This window comes from Pelosinus fermentans JBW45 (assembly GCF_000271665.2).
Classification (GTDB): Bacteria; Bacillota; Negativicutes; order DSM-13327; family DSM-13327; genus Pelosinus; species Pelosinus baikalensis.
This window is the reverse complement of sequence record NZ_CP010978.1, coordinates 2673590-2697127: the sequence shown is the minus strand read 5'-3', so window position 1 is coordinate 2697127 and position 23538 is coordinate 2673590. Positions and strand designations below refer to the sequence as shown.

The 23538-nt window shown below is 36.5% G+C and carries 27 protein-coding genes; 25 read left to right on the top strand and 2 right to left on the bottom strand.

Annotated features, from left to right (window positions below):
- Positions 1-6 precede the first annotated feature (6 nt).
- The 6 genes from spoVAD to JBW_RS11900 are packed head-to-tail and all read left to right on the top strand — an operon-like array spanning position 7 to position 4540.
- Positions 7-1014 (top strand): stage V sporulation protein AD, encoded by a 1008-nt coding sequence (gene spoVAD, locus JBW_RS11925; protein ID WP_007953433.1) that lies wholly within the window; start codon positions 7-9, stop codon positions 1012-1014.
- Positions 1015-1055: 41 nt separating this feature from the next.
- On the top strand, positions 1056-1403 hold the full coding sequence (gene spoVAE, locus JBW_RS11920) for a stage V sporulation protein AE (protein WP_071882488.1): 348 nt from the start codon (positions 1056-1058) through the stop codon (positions 1401-1403).
- Entirely contained in the window at positions 1403-1795 is a 393-nt protein-coding gene (locus tag JBW_RS11915; RefSeq protein WP_007953429.1) for a hypothetical protein, read from the top strand. The genes spoVAE and JBW_RS11915 overlap by 1 nt, the downstream gene beginning before the upstream one ends.
- Before the next feature lie 10 nt (positions 1796-1805).
- Complete coding sequence (locus tag JBW_RS11910; protein WP_007953422.1) at positions 1806-2462, top strand: hypothetical protein; 657 nt, start codon at positions 1806-1808, stop codon at positions 2460-2462.
- A 10-nt stretch (positions 2463-2472) separates the two neighbouring features.
- Positions 2473-3069 carry a stage V sporulation protein AE gene (locus tag JBW_RS11905; RefSeq protein ID WP_007953421.1) on the top strand — a complete coding sequence of 199 codons (597 nt, stop codon included), beginning with the start codon at positions 2473-2475 and terminating at the stop codon, positions 3067-3069.
- Entirely contained in the window at positions 3047-4540 is a 1494-nt protein-coding gene (locus JBW_RS11900) for a spore germination protein (RefSeq protein ID WP_007953420.1), read from the top strand. Before JBW_RS11905 ends, JBW_RS11900 begins: the two co-directional genes overlap by 23 nt.
- 26 nt (positions 4541-4566) lie before the next feature.
- On the opposite strand, the gene JBW_RS11895 is transcribed toward JBW_RS11900, so the two are convergent.
- The gene (locus JBW_RS11895; protein ID WP_007953419.1) at positions 4567-5310 is read right to left on the bottom strand and encodes a DUF4363 family protein; all 744 of its coding nucleotides are present in this window, start codon (positions 5308-5310) and stop codon (positions 4567-4569) included.
- 228 nt (positions 5311-5538) lie between these two features.
- Here JBW_RS11895 and JBW_RS11890 point away from each other — a divergent pair, with 228 nt between their 5' ends.
- From JBW_RS11890 to ytfJ, 6 genes are all read left to right on the top strand, one after another.
- Positions 5539-6159, top strand: a complete 621-nt coding sequence (locus tag JBW_RS11890) for a site-2 protease family protein (RefSeq protein ID WP_007953418.1) — start codon at positions 5539-5541, stop codon at positions 6157-6159.
- Between the two features lie 18 nt (positions 6160-6177).
- Positions 6178-7167, top strand: coding sequence for a tryptophan--tRNA ligase (gene trpS, locus JBW_RS11885; protein WP_007953417.1), 990 nt, complete (start codon positions 6178-6180; stop codon positions 7165-7167).
- A 2-nt stretch (positions 7168-7169) separates the two neighbouring features.
- On the top strand, positions 7170-7877 hold the full coding sequence (locus JBW_RS11880; protein ID WP_007953416.1) for a segregation and condensation protein A: 708 nt from the start codon (positions 7170-7172) through the stop codon (positions 7875-7877).
- A gap of 8 nt (positions 7878-7885) precedes the next feature.
- Positions 7886-8401 (top strand): SMC-Scp complex subunit ScpB, encoded by a 516-nt coding sequence (gene scpB / locus JBW_RS11875; protein ID WP_007953412.1) that lies wholly within the window; start codon positions 7886-7888, stop codon positions 8399-8401.
- A 98-nt stretch (positions 8402-8499) separates the two neighbouring features.
- A complete protein-coding gene (locus tag JBW_RS11870) occupies positions 8500-9150 on the top strand; it encodes a DUF2953 domain-containing protein (RefSeq protein WP_007953411.1) in 651 nt (216 codons plus the stop codon).
- 17 nt (positions 9151-9167) lie between these two features.
- Entirely contained in the window at positions 9168-9614 is a 447-nt protein-coding gene (ytfJ, locus tag JBW_RS11865; protein WP_007953408.1) for a GerW family sporulation protein, read from the top strand.
- Positions 9615-9727: 113 nt separating this feature from the next.
- Here ytfJ and JBW_RS11860 read toward each other — a convergent pair whose 3' ends face one another.
- Complete coding sequence (locus JBW_RS11860; protein WP_007953406.1) at positions 9728-9916, bottom strand: hypothetical protein; 189 nt, start codon at positions 9914-9916, stop codon at positions 9728-9730.
- 207 nt (positions 9917-10123) lie between these two features.
- Between JBW_RS11860 and JBW_RS11855 the strand changes: the two genes are divergently transcribed.
- The 13 genes from JBW_RS11855 to fni all read left to right on the top strand — a co-directional run bounded on the left by JBW_RS11855 (position 10124) and on the right by fni (position 23535).
- Complete coding sequence (locus JBW_RS11855) at positions 10124-11275, top strand: D-alanyl-D-alanine carboxypeptidase family protein (protein ID WP_007953404.1); 1152 nt, start codon at positions 10124-10126, stop codon at positions 11273-11275.
- A 98-nt stretch (positions 11276-11373) separates the two neighbouring features.
- Positions 11374-11967 (top strand): nucleoside recognition domain-containing protein, encoded by a 594-nt coding sequence (locus JBW_RS11850; RefSeq protein WP_007953397.1) that lies wholly within the window; start codon positions 11374-11376, stop codon positions 11965-11967.
- A gap of 5 nt (positions 11968-11972) precedes the next feature.
- On the top strand, positions 11973-12509 hold the full coding sequence (locus JBW_RS11845; RefSeq protein ID WP_007934128.1) for a spore maturation protein: 537 nt from the start codon (positions 11973-11975) through the stop codon (positions 12507-12509).
- Positions 12510-12660: 151 nt separating this feature from the next.
- On the top strand, positions 12661-13941 hold the full coding sequence (locus tag JBW_RS11840; protein ID WP_007953394.1) for an FAD-dependent oxidoreductase: 1281 nt from the start codon (positions 12661-12663) through the stop codon (positions 13939-13941).
- 12 nt (positions 13942-13953) lie between these two features.
- Positions 13954-14922, top strand: a complete 969-nt coding sequence (locus tag JBW_RS11835; RefSeq protein ID WP_007953392.1) for a hypothetical protein — start codon at positions 13954-13956, stop codon at positions 14920-14922.
- A 19-nt stretch (positions 14923-14941) separates the two neighbouring features.
- On the top strand, positions 14942-15664 hold the full coding sequence (locus JBW_RS11830) for a pseudouridine synthase (RefSeq protein ID WP_007953391.1): 723 nt from the start codon (positions 14942-14944) through the stop codon (positions 15662-15664).
- Between the two features lie 70 nt (positions 15665-15734).
- Entirely contained in the window at positions 15735-16979 is a 1245-nt protein-coding gene (locus tag JBW_RS11825; RefSeq protein ID WP_007953389.1) for an NAD(P)/FAD-dependent oxidoreductase, read from the top strand.
- A gap of 130 nt (positions 16980-17109) precedes the next feature.
- Positions 17110-17640, top strand: a complete 531-nt coding sequence (locus JBW_RS11820) for a DUF5359 family protein (RefSeq protein ID WP_007953387.1) — start codon at positions 17110-17112, stop codon at positions 17638-17640.
- A 109-nt stretch (positions 17641-17749) separates the two neighbouring features.
- Positions 17750-19051, top strand: a complete 1302-nt coding sequence (gene aroA / locus JBW_RS11815; protein ID WP_007953384.1) for a 3-phosphoshikimate 1-carboxyvinyltransferase — start codon at positions 17750-17752, stop codon at positions 19049-19051.
- Positions 19052-19078: 27 nt separating this feature from the next.
- Entirely contained in the window at positions 19079-19753 is a 675-nt protein-coding gene (cmk, locus tag JBW_RS11810; protein WP_007953383.1) for a (d)CMP kinase, read from the top strand.
- Between the two features lies 1 nt (position 19754).
- On the top strand, positions 19755-20345 hold the full coding sequence (locus JBW_RS11805) for a lysophospholipid acyltransferase family protein (RefSeq protein WP_235334249.1): 591 nt from the start codon (positions 19755-19757) through the stop codon (positions 20343-20345).
- Positions 20346-20490: 145 nt separating this feature from the next.
- The gene (locus JBW_RS11800) at positions 20491-22458 is read left to right on the top strand and encodes a bifunctional 4-hydroxy-3-methylbut-2-enyl diphosphate reductase/30S ribosomal protein S1 (RefSeq protein WP_007953381.1); all 1968 of its coding nucleotides are present in this window, start codon (positions 20491-20493) and stop codon (positions 22456-22458) included.
- A 12-nt stretch (positions 22459-22470) separates the two neighbouring features.
- Entirely contained in the window at positions 22471-23535 is a 1065-nt protein-coding gene (gene fni / locus JBW_RS11795; RefSeq protein WP_007953380.1) for a type 2 isopentenyl-diphosphate Delta-isomerase, read from the top strand.
- The last annotated feature ends 3 nt before the right edge of the window (positions 23536-23538 follow it).

Here is a 23538-nt window from a genome sequence, read left to right as displayed (position 1 = left end):
GATTAAATGAATAAGAAACAAGGTATGCAAAGTGTTGTTTTTACAAATCCTCCAATCATAACGAGCACAGCAAACATTGTTGGCCCTATGGAAGGAAAAGGGTTATTACAAGGATACTTTGATTATATTATGCCGGATAACCTAAATGGTTTGGCTAGTTGGGAGCAATGTGAATCGTATTTGATGGAATATGCGATAAAAAAAGCGATAGAAAAAGAAAGTAGCACGATGGAAGAGGTTGACTGTGTCTTTGCTGGTGATTTGCTGAATCAGTTAATGAGTACTCATTTTGCAATGAAAAATTTAAAAAGACCATTCTTAGGCTTATATGGAGCATGCTCTACTATGGTAGAAGGCATGCTGTTAAGTGCTATATTACTAGATGGGGGATTTTTTAATAAAATTGTAGCGGCTGCTTCTAGCCATCATGATGCTGCAGAGCGACAATATCGTTTTCCTAATGAAATGGGTGTACAACGGCCGCCTGGAGCTCAATGGACAGTAACAGGATCGGGAGCTGTAGTTGTTTCCACCTCGGGTAGTGGTCCGCGTATTACTACAGGAACAATTGGTAAGATTGTTGATTATGGTATAAAAGATCCGAATGCAATGGGACCAGCTATGGCACCAGCTGCAGTTGATACCATATGGCAACATCTTCAGGATATTGGAAGAACGCCAGCTTATTATGACATGATCTTTACCGGAGATTTAGGAAGTGTAGGAAGAGATTTAGTCATACAGCTGCTGCAAGAAAAAGGGGTAGATATTTCCAATAACTATCAAGATTGTGGCTGTATGGTTTATAGGGAGAATCAAGATGCTCATGCAGGTGCTAGTGGATGCGCCAGCTCCGCAATCGTGTTATGTGGGTACATTTATAAAAGATTACTACAGGATAAATTGAAAAAAATACTTTTCTTGGGAACAGGTAGTTTACATAGTACAACATCTTATCAACAAAAGGAATCGATTCCTTGTATTGCCCATGCTGTATCAATAGAAATGCCATAAACATTTATAAAAAGGAGGGGTTTATCACGTCTTTGTATATAATGGTATTTGTTGTGGGAGGAGGTTTATGTGTGATTGGACAATTACTAATGGATTTAACTCCCTTAACACCTGCTCATGTTTTAGTTTTATTTGTGGTATTAGGGGGAATACTAAGCGGTGTAGGTTTATATCAGCCTTTAGTAGATATTGCAGGTGCTGGTGCAACAGTTCCTTTATTAGGCTTTGGTCATGCTTTGGTAGCAGGAACAATTGAAGATATTAATAGCTTTGGCTTTCTAGGAATTTTTAGTGGTGCTTTAAAAGCAACAGCAACTGGAATCATGGCTGCCGTAGTCTTTGGCTTCTTCATGTCAGTATTATTTAATCCTAAAGGCAAGGGTGGCTGATGTTAATTATCGATTTTATTGGTATAATCGCCACAATTTGTCTAATTGGCATACGTTACCCCCATTATGTTTTACTTGCGATTAGCTTGCATGAACTAGGGGAGATTGTAATGGCAGTTCTTTTTAATGGACAAATTGATACCATTGTAGCAGCTGGTGCTTTTGGGACAATTGCAGTTAGTAATTATAATACAAGTCTGATAGGAACTTTATTACTATTTAGCGGATCTTTAGCTAATTACATTGCAAGTTACCTTGCAGGAGGTATTGCTTTTGAACCTACATCTCGCTTGTTGAATCCGCTGAGTGCTCTTAAGTATCCTTTTGCAGTAGTTAATTTTCGTTTATTTGTTTTAGCATGTTTAATTAGTCTATGGAAGATTTTTGTGTGAGGTGAAAAAGATGGAGAGAAGAACTGCACGACGTTCTATGCATTATGGAAGAACAATTGAGGAACGACCAATAAAAGATGATAACGACTATAAGAATAATGGTGATACAAATAACTTAATTGCAGATATGGCTCAAGGATTTATCCAAGCTCAAACTAAAGCGGATAGTGGTAATGATAAAGAAATTATTTCCCTATTAGAAAAGCTTAATAGTAATTTAGAGGAAATGAAAAGTTCAAATGATGATAGTAAAAAAAATACTTCTTCTGATGCTGGAAAGAATACTGATGGCTCTTTAAGTAAAAAACTTCTTCAAGCAAAACTATCTGAACAACTGTTACAAAGTGGCAGCACCGAACAAGGGGATAAGGAGTTATTACAAGAGTTAAAAACCTTGGTAAGTGCAATGCTGCAAGGCAAGAGCAATAGTGAGGACAATTCTTCAAATCCACAAACTGATGACACTAAAAAATCCGATATGAAACAGCAGCAACAGGATTCTATGGCTGTTCAGACTGTTAGTCAGGTCTTAGCCCAAACACAATACGAATTGGCTAACGAACTAGAAACTAGTTTGCAAAAACTTAAAGAAGTCATTAGTAAAAGTGAAAAAGTGGCGACGAATATTAGCCATTTATTAAGTAAAGAAACTAAAAAAAAATCATGAGGTGAAAATATTGTCCGAAAAAATACGAGTAATCTTAGTTACAGATGGCGATAGAGTTGCACAACATGTAGTGGAGGATATTGCTATATCCTTAGGTCTTCGTTGTATATCAGCATCAGGCGGTAATCCCACTCCAATTAGTGGAAAAGAAATCGTAAAATTGCTAAAAACAGTTCATCATGATCCCGTACTTGTTATGTTCGATGACCGGGGAAGTCGTCATAAAGGTAACGGAGAAGTTGCAATGGAATATGTTGCTTCCCACCCTGATATTGAAGTATTAGGTGCAGTCGCTGTTGCATCGAATACTACGGGTATAGTTGGAATTGCAGCTGATGAGTGCATAACCAGTAGTGGTGATATCGTAAATCATTCGGTCGATAAAAACGGTGTTTGCAAGAAGACACATGAAAAAAAATCTATTATTACTGGCGATACCGTAGATGTACTAAATTATGTAGACATACCTTTTATTGTCGGCGTGGGAGATATTGGCAAGATGGACAGAGCGGATGATATTGGGCGGGGTGCGCCTATTACACGTAAAGCAATTGAAGAGATATTAAAACGGAGTGGTATTGAATATGGAAGAACAAAAGAAAATTGAGAAAGATATCGATCATAATATTAATTATCTAAAAGATTTTTTAGGAGTAGGAGAAAGTTTTGATATTATTTTTCGTGAATATAAAATAGGTCGCAAACGAGCAGCATCTTTTTCCATTAATGCAATGACGAATGATATACTCCTTACTAATGTTATTCAGGATATGCTTACCCTACATCCTGATGAGTTAACAATTAATACGCTGCAGAAGCTATTTTATACTAGAGTTACTCATTCACAGGTAAAGTTAATGGGCAATATGAATGACGCAGTTACGAGCTTGTTATCAGGTGAATTATTGTTCTTAGTAGATGGCGAAGAAGAACTAATCATTATTGATGCTCGATCATATCCAGCTAGAATGCCTAGTGAATCTACAATTGAAAAAGTGACGAGGGGTTCGAGAGATTCTTTCGTTGAAACATTAGTTTTTAACACGGCTTTAATTAGAAGACGTCTTCGTGATCCACAGTTGCGGTTTGAAATTGTTAAAATAGGAACTCGCTCACAAGGTGATATTGCAGTCGCATATATTAAAGACGTAACGGATCCTAAATTAGTTGATATCGTGAAAGAACGGCTAAATAACATTAATATTGATGGCATACCCATGGCAGAAAAAGCAATCGAAGAATTTATCGTAGGTGGAAGTAAATGGAATCCTTTACCTAAGGTGCGTTATACAGAGCGTCCAGATGTAGCAGCTGTTCATTTATTAGAAGGTCATGTCTGCTTAGTGATTGACACTTCACCTAATATTATGATTTTACCTACCACATTCTGGCATCATGTACAACACGTCGAAGAATTTCATCAACATGTTGTTGTTGGTTCCTACCTTCGTATGGTACGATTATTAGGAGTTTTTTTATCCTTATTGTTGCCGCCATTATGGTTGGCATTGGTATTACAACGTCATTTGCTGCCTGAATCTTTGGCCTTTCTTGGTCCCCGAGATCCAGGAATTATTCCTCTTGGATTTCAGTTCATTCTAGCAGAGCTAGGGGTAGAATTGGTGCGTATGGCTACTGTACATGTACCATCGGCCCAGTCTACGGCTCTTGGTTTTATAGGTGCTTTTATGATAGGTGAGTTTGCTACTAAAGTAGGGCTATTCGGTAATGAAATCATCTTTTACACTGCAGTAGCAGCTGTTGGCGCTTTTGCTACACCAAGTATAGAATTTGCTATGGCAATACGATTCTTCCGAGCGATATTATTAATATTAGTTATCTTTTTTAAATTGCCAGGCTTATTAGTTGGCTTACTTGGTATTTTCATTGTTATCGCTACTACAAAATCTTTTGGTATTCCTTATTTGTGGCCTCTATTACCCTTTAATCTTGGAGGTATGAAAGACGTATTATTACGTTTGCCGTTACCGAGCAAAATATTACGTCCTGCTGCATTAAAACCGCAAGATAAAGATCGTTTAGACAATGAAGGTGAAGAAAATAAGAATGGTAAATAATAAATCCTCGCAGATGCGAGGATTTATTATTTACCATGGTAGTACTCTCTTATGATTCCCATACTCTCATTAATATTGGCTATTTGCTCTTCGACTGCTCCTTTATTTTCTGCTTCAACAGCATCCTTCAATTGTTTGACAGCCGAATGGGTTTTTGTTATTTCAGCAAGTATACCGACTTTTTCCATGCTCGGTTTAGCCTGCCCCCAAGCTCCTTCTAACTCTTTCATTTTTGCTTTTGCTTTATCCCAATCTTTTTCTTGAACATAGAAGCTAACATTTCGAACGGTGTTGCCAATTGCGACAATATCCGATAACGGAGATAATTTATATGATTTTCCTACATCGCTAACACTTGCCATAAATTTAATAAGACTTTCATAAGAAGCACTACTGCTTTGTTTATTGATATCTGTTTCTAATGTTGTGAGCGCCTCATCGGCATCTTTAATTCCTTTTTTATTGCCAGCTAAATCTTTAATTTGCGGCCATAGGGTTTGCAATGTAGCAATACCACGCTCTGCTTGTACCCAGTCTTTTTTATTTATTCCTTGAAAAATGACACCAGCAGTAGCTTCTAAATCATAGAGCTCTTTAGGAGGCGATTCGAATCGTTGACTGATAGGTGGATTTGGTTTTGTTTCCACAGGGCTGCCAGCAGGTCCTATTTCAGGTTTCTTTAGTGGAGTAAACATGTTGCAACCACTTACTAATAAGGTAAGGCTAATAACAGTAACTAACTTTAAAGTTGAATAATTGGAATATGTCAATGTAGCTCCTCCTTTTGATAATAGCATCTGCTAGTAGCATCTTATTTATTCTAGAAATATAATAAAACAACACTTCATATCTAATGCAATATCGTGAGAAACTTAAGTATAATCTAGTTAAAACTTCTTCATTTGGTTAATATTTTGCTTTAGCTAAAATTTTCTAGTATAATGAGGTTACAATTTGCTGTTTTACGGTCAATGATATTAGCTTAAGGAGGAACACTAGTGTTTGGTTTTGATGAAAATATGATATTTAGAATTCCGGCATTGCTTATTGCATTAACCATACATGAATATGCTCATGCCAGAGTGGCGGTTTGGATGGGAGATAATACTCCTAAAATGATGGGACGATTAACATTAAATCCAATTTCTCATCTTGATCCTTTTGGGCTAATTATGTTATGGTTGTTTAAGTTTGGTTGGGCGAAGCCTGTACCAATTAATCCTAACAATTTTGATAATTGGCGAAAGGGAACCCTCTTAGTTGCTATAGCAGGACCAGTTTCAAATGTAATTATGGCTTTGATGGCTGCGATTCTTTATGCTATTTTAGCTAAGATGCAGCTGTTATCCACTGGATTAGCTATGGTGTTAAACTTCACATATAGCTACAATATAATCTTTGCAGTATTTAATATGATTCCATTGCCTCCTTTGGATGGTTCAAAGGTTTTGATGAATATATTGCCAGCACGTCAAGCATATATGTTAGAAAAAATTGAACCGTATGCACCATTTATTTTATTGGCATTAGTTTATTTTAATGTAATTCATGTTTTTATAACACCTTTTTATAATGCTATTAGTTTTTTTATTAATCAAATCGTGAAGATAATTCTTTAATCAGGAGGAAATTTAAAAATGACCAAAGGACGAATTTTTAGCGGCATGCAGCCATCAGGTAAATTTCATTTAGGAAATTATATGGGAGCTTTGGAAAATTGGGTAAAATTACAGCATGAATATGAATGCTTTTTTAGTATAGTAGATTGGCATGCACTTACATCTTCTTATGAAGATACTAGCAAAATACCCGAACGCATTCATGAAATGGCCTTAGATTGGTTAAGTGCTGGTTTAGATCCCGAAAGGAATGTTATTTTTGTACAATCTCATGTAAAAGAACATGCAGAGTTACATTTATTATTATCAATGATGACTCCATTATCTTGGTTAGAACGTGTACCAACTTATAAAGATAAATTGCAACAATTAGGAATTCAAGGCAAGGATATTAACACCTATGGTTTTTTAGGATATCCAGAGTTAATGACAGCTGATATTATTTTATATAAAGCTGACACCATTCCTGTAGGAGAAGATCAACTTCCACATTTAGAATTATCACGGGAAATTGTAAGAAGGTTTAATAACTTATATCAACCTATATTTCCTGAACCAAAACCAAGTTTAAGTAAATCTGCTATATTACCTGGTATTGATGGCAGAAAGATGAGCAAATCCTATGGGAATGAAATTCCCTTTGCTGCGAGTCCAGATGAACTTCGAGCCAGAATTCGTCTAATGATAACAGACCCAAATCGGGTAAAGCGCACAGATTTAGGTAATCCTGATGTATGCACAGTGTATACATTTCATAAAACTTTTAATGCAGAACAATCTAATGAAATTGCTCAGTCCTGTCGTCAGGCAACGATTGGCTGCGTCGATTGCAAGAAATGTTTAGCAGAAAAAATGGTTAATAGCTTAGCTGATATACATGTGCGTCGTCAGGAACTGGAAAAAAATCCAGGGCGGGTTAAAGAAATTTTAGTGTTTGGTGGTGAAAGAGCAAGAACCGTTGCTGCCAAGACAATGGACGAAGTTCGCCAAGCTATGAATCTTGCTTAGCTATGCCAGATTATAAAATTAAACTAGAAATTTTTGAAGGTCCTATGGATTTATTAATGCACCTAATTGAAAAAAATCAAATTGATATTTATGATATACCGATTGCAGTGGTAACAGAACAATACATAACCTATCTTAAAGCATTAGAGGAGTTTAACATTGATATTGCCAGTGGCTTCTTACTCATGGCAGCAACTTTATTGCAGATAAAGTCCCGTATGTTGTTGCCGCGTCCTTCGCAAATTGTAGAATTAACGGAGGAAGAAGATCCTCGCCAGGAATTGGTTGACAGACTGTTAGAGTATCGAAAATTTAAGGATATGTCGGTAGTAATGGAAGAGATGCTAAAGCAAAGAGAACATTTTTTTACTCGTTTGCCAGAAGAATTTCCTGTAAAGATTCCGTTGCCATCGGGATTAAATATTAATGATTTAGTGGTAGCTTTTGCAGCCGTATGGGAAAGTAGTATTGATGATTACGAATTAGTGTCTCGTGAAGAATTTAGTATCCAAGATAAGATGTATGATATTATTCATCTATTATATAAATATAAAGGTACAATTGAGTTTCATCAGACGTTAATTCGCAAGGGTACCAAATCTGAAGTAATAGCAGCTTTCTTAGCGTTATTAGAATTGGTAAAATTGCAAAGAGTGCTCATTTCCCAGCAAGGACGGTTTTCGACGATTTACATTACATTGAAAGAGTGAATAGCAAAATGTTTTATTTAAAGTATAAGAAACATATAGAAGCTTTACTTTTTGTTAGCGGTGACCCTATTACGATACATAAAATAGCTCAAATCCTTGAGATACCTGAAGAGCATATTCTATCATTAATAGAGGAACTGATCCAGGATATGGCTGAAGAGCATCGGGGACTGACGATTATAAAAGTTGCTGCTGGTTATCAGTTATGTACTAAACCTGAATTATCAACAACTTTAGAAAAATTAGGACAAGTTCAGGATAATAAATTGTCTGCTGCCGCCATGGAAACATTATCGATTATTGCTTTTAAGCAGCCAATTACAAAGATTGAAATTGAAAATATTCGTGGTGTGAAAATTGATCGGGTTCTTGCTACACTAAATGAGCGACAAATGATTAAGGAAATTGGACGAAAAGAGACGATTGGACGACCGATTTTGTATGGAACAACTGAAAATTTCTTGAAATGTTTTGGTCTGAATGGTCTGCAGGACTTACCTCCTTTAGCTGAACTTCTACCATAATATGCAGCCTTAGGGCTGCTTTTTTTTGCATAGATTGAGATCATTAGGCTAACAATAAAATATAGTAAGAGAAATAAATGATAAAAAGAGGCAGTACTATGGAATTTGGATTAACGTTTATCGTGGCAACGTTAATAATCGTTCTTCTAATTTCTTTAAGCAAGATTTATATAGAAGTAACATATAAACGAAATGACGAGAACGATTATGTAGCAGTAAATGTTTATGCATTAAAAAAGCTAATCTCCTATACGATGCAAGTTCCTATGGTTAGAATTGTAGAAAAATCAGGTGAGTTTAAGTTGGAATCCACCGTAAGGACTGCAGTCAGTCAGGAAAAGACCGATCCCCTTCGAGATGAAAAAATGATAAAAAAAACTGATCAGCTAGTTAAGAAACACCCTCGAAAAATAAAACATACCATTCAAAAGTTTCATCATTATACAAAAAAATATTGTAAAATAATTGAAAAATTATTAAAATTGGTAGTTTGTGAAAAACTGTATTGGAAAACAAAGTTTGGATCAGAAGATGCAGCTTTGACAGGTGCTCTAGTCGGATTATTATGGGCTTTTAAGACATTGTTAATGAATCAATTAAAAAGAAGAATTTTTTCAATTGGGACGTTAGATATTGAGGTTAAGCCAATTTTTGGATCTAATCAATTTGAGATAGACTTTCAATGTATATTCAGTATAAGACTTGGCAATGTTATAAAAGCATTCAGAAGTATATATAATATTAAATAGTAAAGGGGAAATAGAAAGTGTCTGACCATCCAATTCAAGGTTTAATGAAAACTGCTATGGAAAGTATTAAAGATATGGTAGATGTGAATACAATTGTTGGAGATGCAGTTGAAACTCCTGATGGTACTGTGATCCTGCCCATTTCTCGAGTTTCCTTCGGCTTTGCGGCAGGCGGGGGCAATTGTGAACCTGATGAAATAGGTCAGGGTCAATCTCAAAAAAATTATGCTTTTGGTGGCGGCAGTGGTGCAGGTGTGAGTGTCAAACCAGTAGGTTTTTTAGTGTGTTCGCCTGTGCATGGTGTTCGTTTTATGCCAGTAGAGGGAAATCTAATTTACGATAGAATAATAGATTTAGTACCTAAAGTGTTAAGTAAGCTTCAAGATATGTTAGACGGCAGTAAAAAGGATACAACTGATGATATGGATGAGCTGGCAAAAACAGCTGAAACCCAGAATAGTTAGGTATTAAAAAATTGTTGAATTAGAGATGCTAATAAAAGAAGAAAGTGCTATACTTATGGTATGTAAAAGCCGCACATAATTGTGCGGCTTTTTACATATAATGTAATACTGGGTTAATGTAATTGGTCTAGCTGCTCTTTTATTTGAGTAGCTTGCAATGCTTCTGCCTCAGCAAAATGACTATACATTTTAGAAACGTTAGCGTTGTTGATTTGCTTAGCGAAACTTTGATAATCCCGTACCAGCTCTTGTTTGTGCGTTAAAGTATTACGCAGCGTTGTTGCTATATCTAATGATTCCATATAACTTCACCTCCTAAGATTTAATAGGATAGGAAGCAGATTAGTAAAAATCATAGCTTATTGCTACGTTTTCTATGCTCCTTAGGTAGTATTATTTCCGGTACTACTTGTAATAATGTATCTTTATTTTGACGAGTTGTCAGAAGATCGTTATAATATAAAAGTATTGTTCTAAAACCAGCACACCTAAGAAAGGGATAATTAGTCATGATTAAAAAAAAGAAGATTGGCATATCGACAGTTGTTTTAATGCTTTTTATAACAACAAGTACAGTTTTTGCAGCGGCCAATTATCCAAATGTCACAGCAAAATCAGCTATTGTAATGGATGCAGCTACAGGAAAAGTTATCTATAGTAAAGCAGCTAAAGAACGACGTTACCCTGCGAGTACAACTAAAATGATGAGTTTAATTGTAGCTCTTGAGCATGGTAACCTTGATGATGTAATTACTGCAAGTCCTAATGCAGCGAGTACAGAAGGCTCATCTTTGTGGTTAACGCAGGGAGAGCAGATGACGATGACTGATCTATTATATGGCATTATGCTTATCTCAGGTAATGATGCTACTGTAGCTGTTGCTGAACATGTATCAGGAAGTGTACAGAAATTTGCTGAATTAATGACAGAGAAAGCACATGCTATTGGTGCCAGGGATACTAATTTTACTAACTCTAGCGGTTTACCTGATCCTAACCATTACACCACTGCTCATGATCTAGCTAGAATTGCGGCATATGGTTATAAAAATCCATTGTTTACACAAATTGTGAGCACAGAACATAAAATCCTTCCTCCTACTGTCAAGGGAGATATTCGTGATTTGTATAATGAAAATAAAATGCTTTGGTTTTATGAAGGGGGAAATGGTGTAAAAACAGGTTATACAGATGCTGCTGGTCGTTGCTTGGTTTCAGGCGCAAAACGCGATAATATACAACTTATTGCGGTGGTTTTAGATAGTGAAACCATGTGGGATGATTCCAAAACTCTATTAGATTTTGCATTTAGTCAGTTAAAGCCAGAAACAGTATTTAATCAAGGTGATATATTAAAAACCACGAGGGTAGCAAATGGTAAATCTGAACTTTTGAAATTGGTTGCAAATACAAGCATTATCCTTCCAGTTTCAGAAAAAGATAAAGATGAATTTAGTACAGTCATTGATGCTCCAATGATCTTAGAAGCACCGATAACAAAAGGACAGAAACTGGGTGTGGCAAGAGTTTTCTATAATAATACTGAAGTGGCTGCGGTTGATTTAATAGCAGACGAGAGTGTTGAACGAAAATCTTTTTTTGGTACATTAGTTGCTTCAGCTTGGAATATTGTAACGTTTTTTCTTAAAAATTTTGCTTAAAAGTGAGACTAAGTTCTCACTTTTTTTCTTTTTTAAAACTCGGCATGTATTTGTTCTAGTGATAAGACATACAACATACCCTCATAGGGGGTGTGTATATGATTAATTTAATTTGGTTATTTTTAATGGTAACGGGTATACTCTATGCCGGTTGGCAGGGAAGAATAGAAGTGGTAACCCAAGGAGCAATTAGCGCTGCCGAAGGAGCTGTAGGCCTATCATTTAAGTTAATTGGAGTTATGTGTCTGTGGTTGGGGGTTATGAAAATTGCTGAATTAGCAGGTATCATACGATTTTTTTCAAAAATATTAAGTCCACTAATTTGTTTCTTATTTCCTAGTGTACCTAAAAATCATCCTGCTATGGGAGCAATCATTATGGTTCTTAGTGCAAATATGCTAGGTTTGGGAAATGCAGTAACTCCTCTTGGTATAAAAGCGATGCAAGAATTGCAGAGCATTAATAAAGAAAAAGAAAAAGCTTCTGATGCAATGTGTACGCTATTAGCATTATGTACAGCTGGATTTACGTTGGTACCTGCGACTATTATTGCAATTCGATCCGCTGCTGGATCAATCAATCCTACAGAAATTGTTGGTGCCACCCTAATTGTAAGTTTGGGAGCCACAATGAGTGTGATCATCGCAGATCGTCTTTGCCGAATTTATTATCAGATTCGTGTGAGGAGGTAAACAATATGTTTAGCCTGCTTACCGAGCAGTTATCTCTTTGGGTAATACCTATTATATTACTTCTGGTTCCTATCGTTGGCTATTTTCGCCGTGTTAAAGTATATGAAGCTTTTGTCGAAGGGGCATCAGAAGGATTTCATACTGCCATTCGTATTATGCCATTTTTGGTGGCAATGATGGTAGCTATAAACATCTTTCGGTTATCAGGGGCGATGGATGTATGGGTTGATGGTCTAAAGCCAATATTAGAGTTTTACGGCGTACCAGCAGAATTGGTGCCTTTAGCGATTATGCGTCCTTTATCAGGTACAGGAGCTTTAGGGATAACCACGGAAATATTAAACACTCATGGACCTGATTCTATGCTTGGACGTATTGCTTCTACTGTTTTAGGAAGTACGGATACAACTTTTTATATTTTAACAGTATATTTTGGGGCTATTGGTATAACGAAACCGCGCTATTCTGTATTTGTAGGTTTATTAGGCGATTTAATTGGTTTTGTAGGTTCTATCTACATCTGTACAAAATTATTTAATTAATTATTTTAGAAAAACATACTCTCACTAACAATATAATGACATTAGATAGGTGATTTTATAATCGCCTATTTTTTATTTACCTATCGAGTGGCACTTAGTAAGGGCGAGAATAGACTGTAGTGTGATAGCAGAATGATATGGAGGGATGTTTATGCTAAAAGTGGTCGTGGTTGGAGGGGGATGGGCAGGTTGTGCCGCAGCACTATCAGCATCTAAAGCTGGTGCACAAGTACTGTTATTAGAGCGTACTGATTCACTACTGGGCACTGGCTTAGTAGGAGGTATATTTCGTAATAATGGAAGGCATACTGCAGCAGAAGAAGCTATTGCAATGGGGGGCGGCGACATTTTTGTTGCAATGGATGCAAATGCAAGACATAAAGGTATTTCATTTCCTGGCCATAATCATGCTTCCACTTATGATGTAACAACAATGGAACCTTTAGTAAAAAAGATTCTACAAAATTATGGAATTGAGATTAAAACAAATACAAGGGTAGTCGATGTGCTAAAACATGGAAAAAGAATACATACATTGATTATAGATGGTGGGATTGAAATAAAAGGTGATGTATTTGTAGATGCAACTGGTACTGCGGGATCTATGGGAAATTGCCTTACCTATGGTAATGGGTGTGCTATGTGCGTAATGCGTTGTCCATCATTTGGTCCTCGCGTTAGTGTTACGGCTAAGGCAGAGATAAAAGAACTAATGGGAAGAAAATCAGATGGATCCTTTGGTGCAATGAGTGGGTCTTGTAAATTATGTAAAGAATCTCTTAGTATCGAAATCAAAGATTCTTTAGATCGGGATGGTGTTGTAGTATTACCGTTACCAGAAAGATTACAGAAAAGTAGTTCATTAGGTAAAAAGGCTTGTACTCAATATGCTTTAAATGAATATGCCGTTAATTTAGTATTGCTAGATACTGGGCATGCCAAATTAATGACGCCATATTTTCCCTTGGAAGATTTAAGAAGCATTCCAGGCTTAGAAAAAGCGCGCTATGAAGATCCTTATGCTGGTAGCATGGGGAATTCTATACGATATTTAGGAATTGCTCCATGTACAAATTCATTGAAGGTTGAAGGGTTGGACAATCTATTTTGCTGCGGTGAAAAATCAGCAATTCTTGTAGGGCATACAGAAGCAGTAGTAACAGGCTTGCTTGCAGGAAATAATGCGGTTCGCCACTGCTTAGATATGAAATATTTAGAATTGCCAACCTCAATAGCTTCTGGTGATTTTATTGCTTTTGTACATGAACAGATGAAATTAGAAGCAGGCCTAAGTATACGGTATACCTTCTCTGGATCTGTATATTTTGAGCGAATGAAGACGTTATCTTTATATTCCATGAATCGAACTGAGATACACAATAGAGTAGCTCAGGCTGGATTTAAAGATATTTATAGCGTTTGCCTAGTATAAGGAGGTATAAATATGGATAGAAATATCTCCCAATGTATTGATATTAATTCAAAATATTGCCCTTGTTTGTTAGCTGAAACAAATCAATGTACTTTTTGCAGTCATTTAAAAGGAGAGGCAACTTGTAATTGTAATTGGGCGGGTGTATGTATATTATATGAGAAACATTGGCAGTATAAAAAAATACAGCAATCTGAAGAAAGTATAGCAACAAGGATGGAGGAAGAGGTTTCCTTTACCGTAAAAGAACAGATTAGCGATAATACATATAGACTGGAAATGCAAGTGAGTAATACATTTGCAGAACCTTTAATGAAAATTGGTTCTTTTGTATTCTTAAAAAGACCTAATGATCCCGCCTTTTTTTACTTTCCTGTTAATATTATGAGTGTGCAAGGAAATATGTTAGACGTTGTCATTGAGGCGATTGGACCGAAATCAATTAGGATCATAGCAGAAAATAATGATAAATTAGTAGTGCGTGGACCTTATTGGAATGGAGTTTTAGGTCAACCCTGGATTGACAATCTTACTTATGGTAAGATAATATTAGTAGCTGGTGGTATTGGGCAAGCTCCTGCGTTGCCCCTCGCCGTTAATTTGAAAAAAAATAATAATCAAATTACAGCGGTTTTAGCTCCTGGGAAAGTAGGAAAGATTTTTATAAAAGAACAACTAACTGAATTAGGTGTGGCAGTACATATCGTGCCTTCCTTACGTAAAAATGGCATCTCTATGTTGAAAGAGGGGTTATATCAAAAACCTGATTTAGTGGTAAGCGCTGGTCCTGATAATCAGCATTACGCAATTATTAGAACCATGCAAGCGGCAGGTGTTAATATACCTATGGTGGCTACGAATAATGCGACTATGTGCTGTGGCGAAGGTATTTGTGGTAGCTGCATAAAAAAGGTGCAGGGCAATACAGAAATTAGACTTTGTAAGCAACAAATTGATTTTTTGAAAATTGTTGAGGATTAATTATTAAAAGGAGTTTATGATGTTAGAACGTTTGCAGAAAATTATCAGCCAAGCTGGAATTGCTTCCAGAAGAGAATCGGAGAAAATTATACAGCAAGGTCGGGTATCGGTAAATGGTAAAGTAGTTACCGAGTTAGGTACTAAAGTCATTCCCGGTAAAGATCGGGTTGCCGTGGATGGTAAACTTATTGCAGGAGAAAAACTGGTATATATTTTACTATATAAACCAAAAGGAATCTTAACCACATTAAAAGATCCCCAAGATCGTAAAACGGTGGCATCATTGGTCACTGACATCACACAGCGTATTTATCCTGTAGGTAGACTTGATTATAACACGGAAGGCTTACTGCTACTAACTAATGATGGTGCACTAACCAATTCTCTAATTCATCCTAGCAAAAAAATTGATAAAACATATATTGCCAAAGTTGCTGGTAGACCTTCTCAAGAAAAAATCGATTTACTGCGAATTGGTATTCGATTAGAAGATGGTGTGACGGCTCCTGCGATAATTGATGAAATGGAATTTGATCGAGAAAGAAATCTAACCAGTTTGAGAATTACCATTCATGAGGGAAAGAATCGTCAAATTCGCCGTATGTTTGAAGCTATTGGCTCTGATGTAAAACAACTCAAACGGGTTAAATTTGCCTTTTTAACACTAGAAGGGTTACGCCGAGGAGGGTATAGGCATTTATTGCCTCAAGAAGTGGAAGCATTACAGAATATTAATAAATGAGTGTGCGAGCCCTTATTGTGTAATATAATAAGGGTTTTTTGTTTTACTAAAAAATGAAAAAGGTGATAAGATGAGGAACATTATTGTAGTTGGCGGTGGTGCTGCCGGTATGATGGCTGCAGTTAGTGCTAGTCAAAATGGTGGTAAAGTCATTGTTTTGGAAAAAATGGCTTCTTTAGGCAGAAAATTATCGATTACTGGTAAAGGTAGATGTAATATTACTAATATTGCTGAGAAAGAGATCATTATTAAAAACATTCCAGGAAATGGAGCTTTTATTTATAGCTCTTTACATAAGTTTGGTAACCAAGATATTATAGACTTTTTACATCATTATGGTGTTATGACTAAAATAGAAAGAGGTGGGCGGGTTTTTCCGGTTAGTGATCAGGCCAAAGATGTAGTAGGTGCCTTTTTAAGGGCCTTTAAAGATCTAAATATTGAAGTAGTAACGGGGCAGCAGGTAAAAAGAATCCTTACACATAATGGCAAGGTAACAGGAGTGCTTGCTAGTAATAATGTGAAGTATGATGCCGAAGCTGTAATTGTGGCCACAGGTGGTTCTTCTTATCCGGGAACCGGTTCTTCTGGTGATGGGTATCGTATGAGTGAGGTCGTTGGACATACTATTATTCCACTAAAGCCATCATTAGTGCCATTGGAAGTAGGAGAAGATTGGATTCGTGAATTACAAGGTCTTTCCTTAAAAAATGTCTCAGCTAGTGTCATCTTCGCAGGAAAAAAAGTAGCGGATGATTTTGGCGAAATGTTATTTACTCATTATGGTTTATCTGGTCCCATTATTTTGTCATTAAGCAAAAAGGTAGCTGAACTATTGAATCATCATCCTAATGAAGAAATACTGATGGAAATCAACTTAAAGCCGGCCTTATCAGCAGAAATACTTGACAAGCGCATCCAACGAGATTTTGAAAAATTTGCTCGCAAACAATTAAAAAATTCTCTTGGTGAGTTATTGCCAGCCAAATTAATTAATGTTGTTATCGATTTAGCTCATCTTGATCCTGATAAATTTGTACATCAAATTACTAAAAGTGAGCGTGTACGTTTGCAAGAGCAGATTACTAAATTAACTTTTACGATAACAGCGACACGACCAGTTAGTGAGGCAATTGTTACAGCAGGCGGGGTCTATGTAAAGGAGATAAATCCTAAAACAATGGAATCAAAAATTGTAGAAGGATTATTTTTTGCTGGTGAAGTAATTGATATTGATGGTTATACTGGTGGTTTTAATTTACAAGCTGCCTTTTCTACTGGGTATGTGGCAGGTCACAACGCAGCCGAAATATAATTATATAAGATGCTATATTATATAGGGAGAATTCTGCAAAAACTATGTCCAGAATATGTGAACAAGGTATGTACGGTATAAAATAGCGCATAATATAGGCTAAATGACAAAAAAGCAGGTGGCATCTTTCGTGGATAAAGTAAAAGACAATTGGATGAAGCGTAGCGAAGCTATTTTATTACGTATCATAGTCATTTGTATGATGATATTAGTTTTATCTCAACTATTGTTGTTTAAAGAAGAAACACGTTCTTACTTATCAAAAGTTGACAAAATGGAAGGTGAACAACTTAATACTGCTATGCCTTTATATGCAGATACTCCCTTACAAATTAAAGAGGAAACTACCGCCGTTAAAAATTATCAAAGTATGTTGCGAAAAAGTAAAGTTATTCTTCTCCACATGGTAAAACCATCTGAAAACGCAAAGGTTTATGTGGTGGTAAATGGAAAAAGAGCCAGTGATTTTATTAAAGGAAATAGTAAAATTACCGTGTATGATGGTGATTATCTTGAGATTGATGCTACTGAATTAGAACAGCCAATCCAATTTATTATAAAAATTCCGGAAAAAGATTTACTTTCTCCCGTAGATGGTTTAATCGTAGAAGGAAGTAAGGGCATTTTGACTATTGGCAAAATAAAATTTAAGAATGAATAGTAAAAAGGATAATGGCTTTTTTCGGTGAATTATAAATAAATACGTTTTCTAAACTAATCGAAAACTCTATTTAATTATTTTGTCACCTAAAATATGGAGGAGAATTTATATGTTGGAAAATATAACGATAAGTCCCAAAGGTGGTTTATCTGGTAGTATAAACATTCCAGGAGATAAATCCATTTCTCATCGAAGTGTTATGTTTGCAGCACTTGCATCTACACCTGTAGTTATAAAAAACTTTTTATATGCAGAAGATTGTCTATCAACGGTTAGCTGTATGCAAAAATTAGGTGCTAAAATCGAAAAAGATGAAGAGAATAACTTGCACGTACTAGGTCAAGGATTATACGGTTTGAAAGAGCCCGAAGATATTCTTGATGCTGGAAATTCTGGAACCACATTACGCTTATTGTCAGGTATTTTAATTGGACAATCTTTCTTTAGTGTGATGACTGGTGATGCTTCTTTACGCAATAGACCTATGGGTAGGGTTGTAACTCCTCTGACAATGATGGGGGGGAAATTCGCCGGACGTCAAGGTACAAGATACATACCTATTTCAATTGTAAAAAGTGAAAAAGAAAAAATTCATGGTATAGAATATACTATGCCAATGGCTAGTGCACAGGTAAAATCCGCAATATTGTTGGCAACATTATTTGCAAGCAGCTCTAGCACAATTACCGAACCCTATGTATCTCGTGATCACACCGAACTGATGTTGGAGACTTTTGGAGTAAAAGTAGCGAGACAGGGAACGAGTGTAAGTATTAACCCTGTAGCCCAATTACATGCACCAGGTGAAATAAATGTACCTGGAGATATAAGTTCAGCAGCCTTTTGGCTAGTAGGGGCAACTATCATTCCTGATAGTTATTTAACTCTTACAAATGTCGGAATAAACCCGACACGTACAGGAATCCTGGATGTTCTTAAAGAAATGGGCGCAAATATTTCGATTGAAAATCAACGCTTTAGTGGTGCAGAACTTGTAGCTGATCTTGTTGTAAAATCTGCGAAACTAAAAGGTACCACAATTGAAGGCGCGATTATTCCAAGATTGATTGATGAAATACCAATCTTGTCTGTTGCAGCATTATTTGCAGACGGAAAAACGATTATTCGTGATGCAGAAGAATTAAGGGTAAAAGAAACAGATCGACTAAAGGCAGTTGCCAGCGAATTAGGGAAAATGGGAGCCATTATGACGGAAACAGATGATGGTCTAATTATTGATGGTCCTCAAAAGCTCCAATTTGCTAATTGTGATTCTTATCATGATCACCGAATAGCAATGGCACTCGCTATAGCTGGCGCTGCATCCTTGGGCGTGAACATTCATAAGCATGATTGTGCTAATATTTCTTATCCTAATTTTTTTGCAACGTTAGATAGTATTAGAAAGTAATATTTGATTTCGTATATGGGGGCAGTTATGAAAAAGTTAATTATTGCTATAGATGGTCCTGCAGGAGCAGGAAAGAGTACTGTAGCCCAAATTCTAGCTCGCCATCTTCATTATAATTATATTGATACTGGAGCTATGTATCGTGGAATTGCCTGGAAAACAATAAAAAGTGACGTTTTAAATGATGCATTAGCCATCGGAAACATCGCTCAGGATATTAATATTCGATTACATTATGTTGATGGTAAAACCACAGTATTCGTTGACGGTTGTGATGTCACTGCTGAAATTCGTACACCTGAAGTTTCTCGTGTTGTGTCAGAAATTGCTCAAATTAAATCAGTGCGCGATGCTATGCTCAAATTACAACGCGAGATGGCAGGCTGCGGCGGAGTTGTTATGGATGGTCGTGATATTGGTACTCATGTATTACCTAATGCAGATGTAAAGATATTTCTAACGGCATCAATTAAAGAGCGGGCAGAACGTCGTTGGCGAGAGTTAACGGAAAAGGGCTTTAAGGTAAATCTAGAAGAACTTGAACAAGAAATTATGGCTCGCGATAAAAATGATTCTGAACGTGAATTCGCTCCTTTAATACAAGCGTCAGATGCTGTGTTAATTGATACTACCACTCTTTCCATACAAGAAGCAGTGGCGGCAATCACAAAACTTTGTGAGGAGAGAAAAGGCCTTGTATAGTGTGATTAGAGTTTTTTTGCATTATTTTTTTAAAATCTTTTTTCGATGCAAAATCATTGGAATTGAAAATATTCCAGTGGCAGGAGGGGCTATTATAGCCTCTAATCATGTGAGTCTCTTTGATCCACCCGTTGTAGGAACTGCTTTTACAAGATCAATTCATTTTATGGCTAAAGAAGAGTTATTTGCAGTGCCGCTTATTGGGTGGATTGTAAAGAATTTAAACGCATTTCCCGTACGACGTGCTACAGCTGATCGCACTGCTATTAGGCATGCTATCAATTTATTAGAAAATGGGGAGCTGCTTGGTCTTTTCCCAGAAGGAACACGTAGTCGAACTGGTAAATTGGGTAAACCTGAAACGGGTCTTGCAATGATCGCCTTGAAAGCTGGTGTGCCAATTATACCCACCGCGGTTATTGGTACAAATAAAGTATGGAAAGAGGGGCAGTTATTTCCCCGCTTCATTGTTAAATTCGGCAATCCCATTATTGTAAATCAGGGAAAAGCTGATAAAGAGGCGATGGAAAACCTCAGTACTAAAATCATGCAAGAAATTTCTTTGTTGCTAGAGGAGAAGGTAAACTTTTAAGATAGTTTACCTTCTCTTTATCCGACAATCGATCAGCTTGACTTTAAATATATCCTTTTTATTTTTCACATCAAAATAAAAAGGAATAATAATTATTTATAGGGAATATCACTATAAGTAATTTACAATCTATAGGAGGTAACGTATGAAGATAATTGCGGCTGAACACCAAGGTTTTTGTTATGGTGTTAAACGCGCAGTGGCAATGGCTCAAGAATGTATAGGTATGGAAGGCAATATACATACTTTGGGACCCATTATTCATAATCCACAAGTAGTTAAGCGCTTTTCAGATAAAGGTATTGAAGTAGTAAACGACTTATCTTCTGTTGATGATGAAAGTACAGTGATTATACGTTCTCATGGAGTAGGTCCTGACATATATGCGAAAGCCCAGACTAAAAAGTTAACGGTTGTTGATGCTACTTGTCCCCATGTGAAAAAAGCACAACAAGCAGCTTATGAGTTATTACAGGATGGTTTTGCTGTAGTAATCGTTGGTGAGAAACACCATCCAGAAGTAAAGAGTATTTTAGAATGGTCAAACAACCAGGGAATCGTAGTCGAAACAGTCGAAGAAGCAATGCGGTTACCTCTTATACCGAAATTAGGTGTAGTGGTACAAACTACTTTTTCTGGAGAAGTTTTTCAAACTATAGTTAATGTATTGCAAACGAAATGCAACGAAATGCAAATTCGTCGCACAATCTGCACTGCAACTGATCTTAGACAACAATCAGCATTAGATATCGCAGCAAAAGTAGATGTAATGTTGGTAATTGGTGGTAAAAATAGTGCAAATACTTCAAGGCTAGCTCAATTATGTCATGATGCTGGTAGCCGGGTATATCACATAGAAACAGCTGCGGAGTTGAGAGTTGAAGATTTTTCTGGGGTAGAAACTGTTGGAATTACAGCAGGTGCATCCACTCCAGATTGGTTAATAGAGGAGGTTTATCAAAAAATGCAAGAATTCAATCAATTGTTAGACAATGAAGTAATCAAACTTGAACAAGGCAGTATTGTCAAAGGTAAAATCGTAGGTATTCGTAAAGATGAGGTTTTTGTTGACATTGGCTATAAAGGAGAAGGAAGCATATCCTTAGCTGAATTAGCATATCCAGCACCAGAGAATGCCGCAGAAGTAGTAAGCGAGGGGCAAATCATTGACGTGCTTGTATTAGATTTAGAGAGCAATGATGGTATAAAACTGTCTAAGGTAAAAGCTGATGCAATAGTAGCATGGGACGTATTAGAAGAAGCCTTAGAGAATAAAAAACAAGTTGAAGCTAAGGTTTTGGAAGTTGTAAATGGTGGTTTAAAGGTTTCTGTTTTGGGAATTCATGGTTTTGTTCCTGCGTCTCAAGTAGAATTACGCTTTGTAGAAGATTTATCACCTTTTAAAGGTCAAACATTAACTTTTCAACCGATTGAAGTTGATCGTATAAAAAAACGAGTAATTTTGTCTCGTAAGGTTATATTGCAAGAACAGCGCCGCATCCTTGAAGAAGAAACCTTTTCAAAGTTAGCCGTGGGACAAATTGTATCAGGAACGGTACGACGTATTGTTGATTTTGGTGCTTTTATTGATATCGGTGGTATTGATGGGTTAGTGCATATCTCAGATTTATCATGGCACCGTGTAAAAAGCCCTCAGGAAATTGTAGCTCTAGGAGATCAGGTAAAGGTACTCATTTTAAAAATTGATAATGAGGCAAAGAAAATCTCCCTTAGCTTAAAAGAAGTTGGGCGTGATCCATGGCTGGACTTAATCGAACAATATTCAGTAGGTGCAATTGTAAAAGGGAAAGTTACTAAGATTACTAAATTTGGAGCATTTATAGAATTAGTTCCAGGAATAGAAGGTCTGGTTCATATGTCAGAACTATCCGATGAGAGAGTCAATAAGGTCGAGGATGTCGTAGCAGTTGGACAGGAAGTAACTGTAAAAATACTGGAGATTAGTAAAGAAAATAAGCGTATTTCTCTTAGTATTAGCAAAGCGCAACAGGATGCTGAGCGGGTAGAATATCAATCGTATTTGGATAAGCAAGAAGGAACCGGATCAACAATTGGTGATAAACTCGGACACCTATTTAAGAAATTTGAGTAGGGAGATGACAGGGTGCGCCAATCACGTAAATTAGATCATTTAAAATATTCATTAGCATTACATGATGGACCTAATGCTAGCGGATTTGCCGACATTTCTTTAATACATAATTGCCTTCCAAATTTATCCTGCAATGATATTGATGTTTCATCTTCGCTGGCTGGTATATCCCTTGCCCATCCTGTTATTATCAATGCAATCACTGGTGGAGCGAATGATGTTACAGAAATTAATGAGCGTATTGCTGATTTTGCCAGTTTAACCAATACAGCAATGGCAATTGGTTCTCAATATGCGGCTTTGGAGCATCCTGAAGTGCAGCACTCTTACAAGATTGTTCGTAAAAAAAATCCTCATGGGGTAATTTTCGCAAATTTAGGTGCATATGTTACTCCACAACAAGCTCAGATGGCAATAGATATGATTGATGCTCAAGGCATTCAGATTCATTTAAATGTTGCTCAAGAAATGATGATGACTGAAGGAGATCGAGATTTTACAGGATATCTGACAAATATCACTAACATTGTTAATAAAGTGAAGGTTCCTGTAATCGTTAAAGAAGTTGGCTGCGGAATTGCCAAGGAACAGGCAAAATTATTATCCGAAACTGGCATTAAGGCAATTGATGTTGGTGGTACTGGTGGGACAAACTTTCTAGCAATTGAAGCTGCTCGTCGTCAGTTAGATGTTAATCAAGAAACTTTATCTTGGGGAATTCCTACGGTTATAAGTGCTGTTGAAACGATGTCAGTATTGCCTAAACAAATGGACATGATGGTTTCTGGTGGCATACGTTCTTCTCTAGATGTGGTGAAATCTCTTGCATTAGGCGGTGTTGCTACAGGTATGGCAACACCAATAGTAAGAATGTTATGTGAGAAAAATGTAGATTCTGCTGTTAATTGGTTTCAAGAGTTTTTGCATGAGATTCATTGTTATATGCTGCTGTTGGGAACTGCCAATGTAAGAGAGCTAGAATGTGTTCCTCTAATTATTTCTGGCTATAGTAAAGATTGGCTGATAATTAGGGAAATCGACATAAGAAAATATGCTGTTAATAGAAAGCATGGCTGATGC

What these genes read in the sequence shown, in the direction of transcription:
- JBW_RS11855 (WP_007953404.1), top strand. Translation starts at nt 10,124, where the DNA reads ATGATTAAAAAAAAGAAGATTGGCATATCGACAGTTGTTTTAATGCTT.
- JBW_RS11910 (WP_007953422.1), top strand. Translation starts at nt 1,806, where the DNA reads ATGGAGAGAAGAACTGCACGACGTTCTATGCATTATGGAAGAACAATT.
- JBW_RS11825 (WP_007953389.1), top strand. Translation starts at nt 15,735, where the DNA reads ATGAGGAACATTATTGTAGTTGGCGGTGGTGCTGCCGGTATGATGGCT.
- JBW_RS11900 (WP_007953420.1), top strand. Translation starts at nt 3,047, where the DNA reads ATGGAAGAACAAAAGAAAATTGAGAAAGATATCGATCATAATATTAAT.
- JBW_RS11870 (WP_007953411.1), top strand. Translation starts at nt 8,500, where the DNA reads ATGGAATTTGGATTAACGTTTATCGTGGCAACGTTAATAATCGTTCTT.
- JBW_RS11830 (WP_007953391.1), top strand. Translation starts at nt 14,942, where the DNA reads ATGTTAGAACGTTTGCAGAAAATTATCAGCCAAGCTGGAATTGCTTCC.
- JBW_RS11800 (WP_007953381.1), top strand. Translation starts at nt 20,491, where the DNA reads ATGAAGATAATTGCGGCTGAACACCAAGGTTTTTGTTATGGTGTTAAA.
- JBW_RS11880 (WP_007953416.1), top strand. Translation starts at nt 7,170, where the DNA reads ATGCCAGATTATAAAATTAAACTAGAAATTTTTGAAGGTCCTATGGAT.
- JBW_RS11860 (WP_007953406.1), bottom strand. Translation starts at nt 9,916, where the DNA reads ATGGAATCATTAGATATAGCAACAACGCTGCGTAATACTTTAACGCAC.
- JBW_RS11915 (WP_007953429.1), top strand. Translation starts at nt 1,403, where the DNA reads ATGTTAATTATCGATTTTATTGGTATAATCGCCACAATTTGTCTAATT.
- JBW_RS11850 (WP_007953397.1), top strand. Translation starts at nt 11,374, where the DNA reads ATGATTAATTTAATTTGGTTATTTTTAATGGTAACGGGTATACTCTAT.
- trpS (WP_007953417.1), top strand. Translation starts at nt 6,178, where the DNA reads ATGACCAAAGGACGAATTTTTAGCGGCATGCAGCCATCAGGTAAATTT.
- aroA (WP_007953384.1), top strand. Translation starts at nt 17,750, where the DNA reads ATGTTGGAAAATATAACGATAAGTCCCAAAGGTGGTTTATCTGGTAGT.
- JBW_RS11845 (WP_007934128.1), top strand. Translation starts at nt 11,973, where the DNA reads ATGTTTAGCCTGCTTACCGAGCAGTTATCTCTTTGGGTAATACCTATT.
- spoVAE (WP_071882488.1), top strand. Translation starts at nt 1,056, where the DNA reads ATGGTATTTGTTGTGGGAGGAGGTTTATGTGTGATTGGACAATTACTA.
- JBW_RS11835 (WP_007953392.1), top strand. Translation starts at nt 13,954, where the DNA reads ATGGATAGAAATATCTCCCAATGTATTGATATTAATTCAAAATATTGC.
- JBW_RS11840 (WP_007953394.1), top strand. Translation starts at nt 12,661, where the DNA reads ATGCTAAAAGTGGTCGTGGTTGGAGGGGGATGGGCAGGTTGTGCCGCA.
- cmk (WP_007953383.1), top strand. Translation starts at nt 19,079, where the DNA reads ATGAAAAAGTTAATTATTGCTATAGATGGTCCTGCAGGAGCAGGAAAG.
- scpB (WP_007953412.1), top strand. Translation starts at nt 7,886, where the DNA reads ATGTTTTATTTAAAGTATAAGAAACATATAGAAGCTTTACTTTTTGTT.
- spoVAD (WP_007953433.1), top strand. Translation starts at nt 7, where the DNA reads ATGAATAAGAAACAAGGTATGCAAAGTGTTGTTTTTACAAATCCTCCA.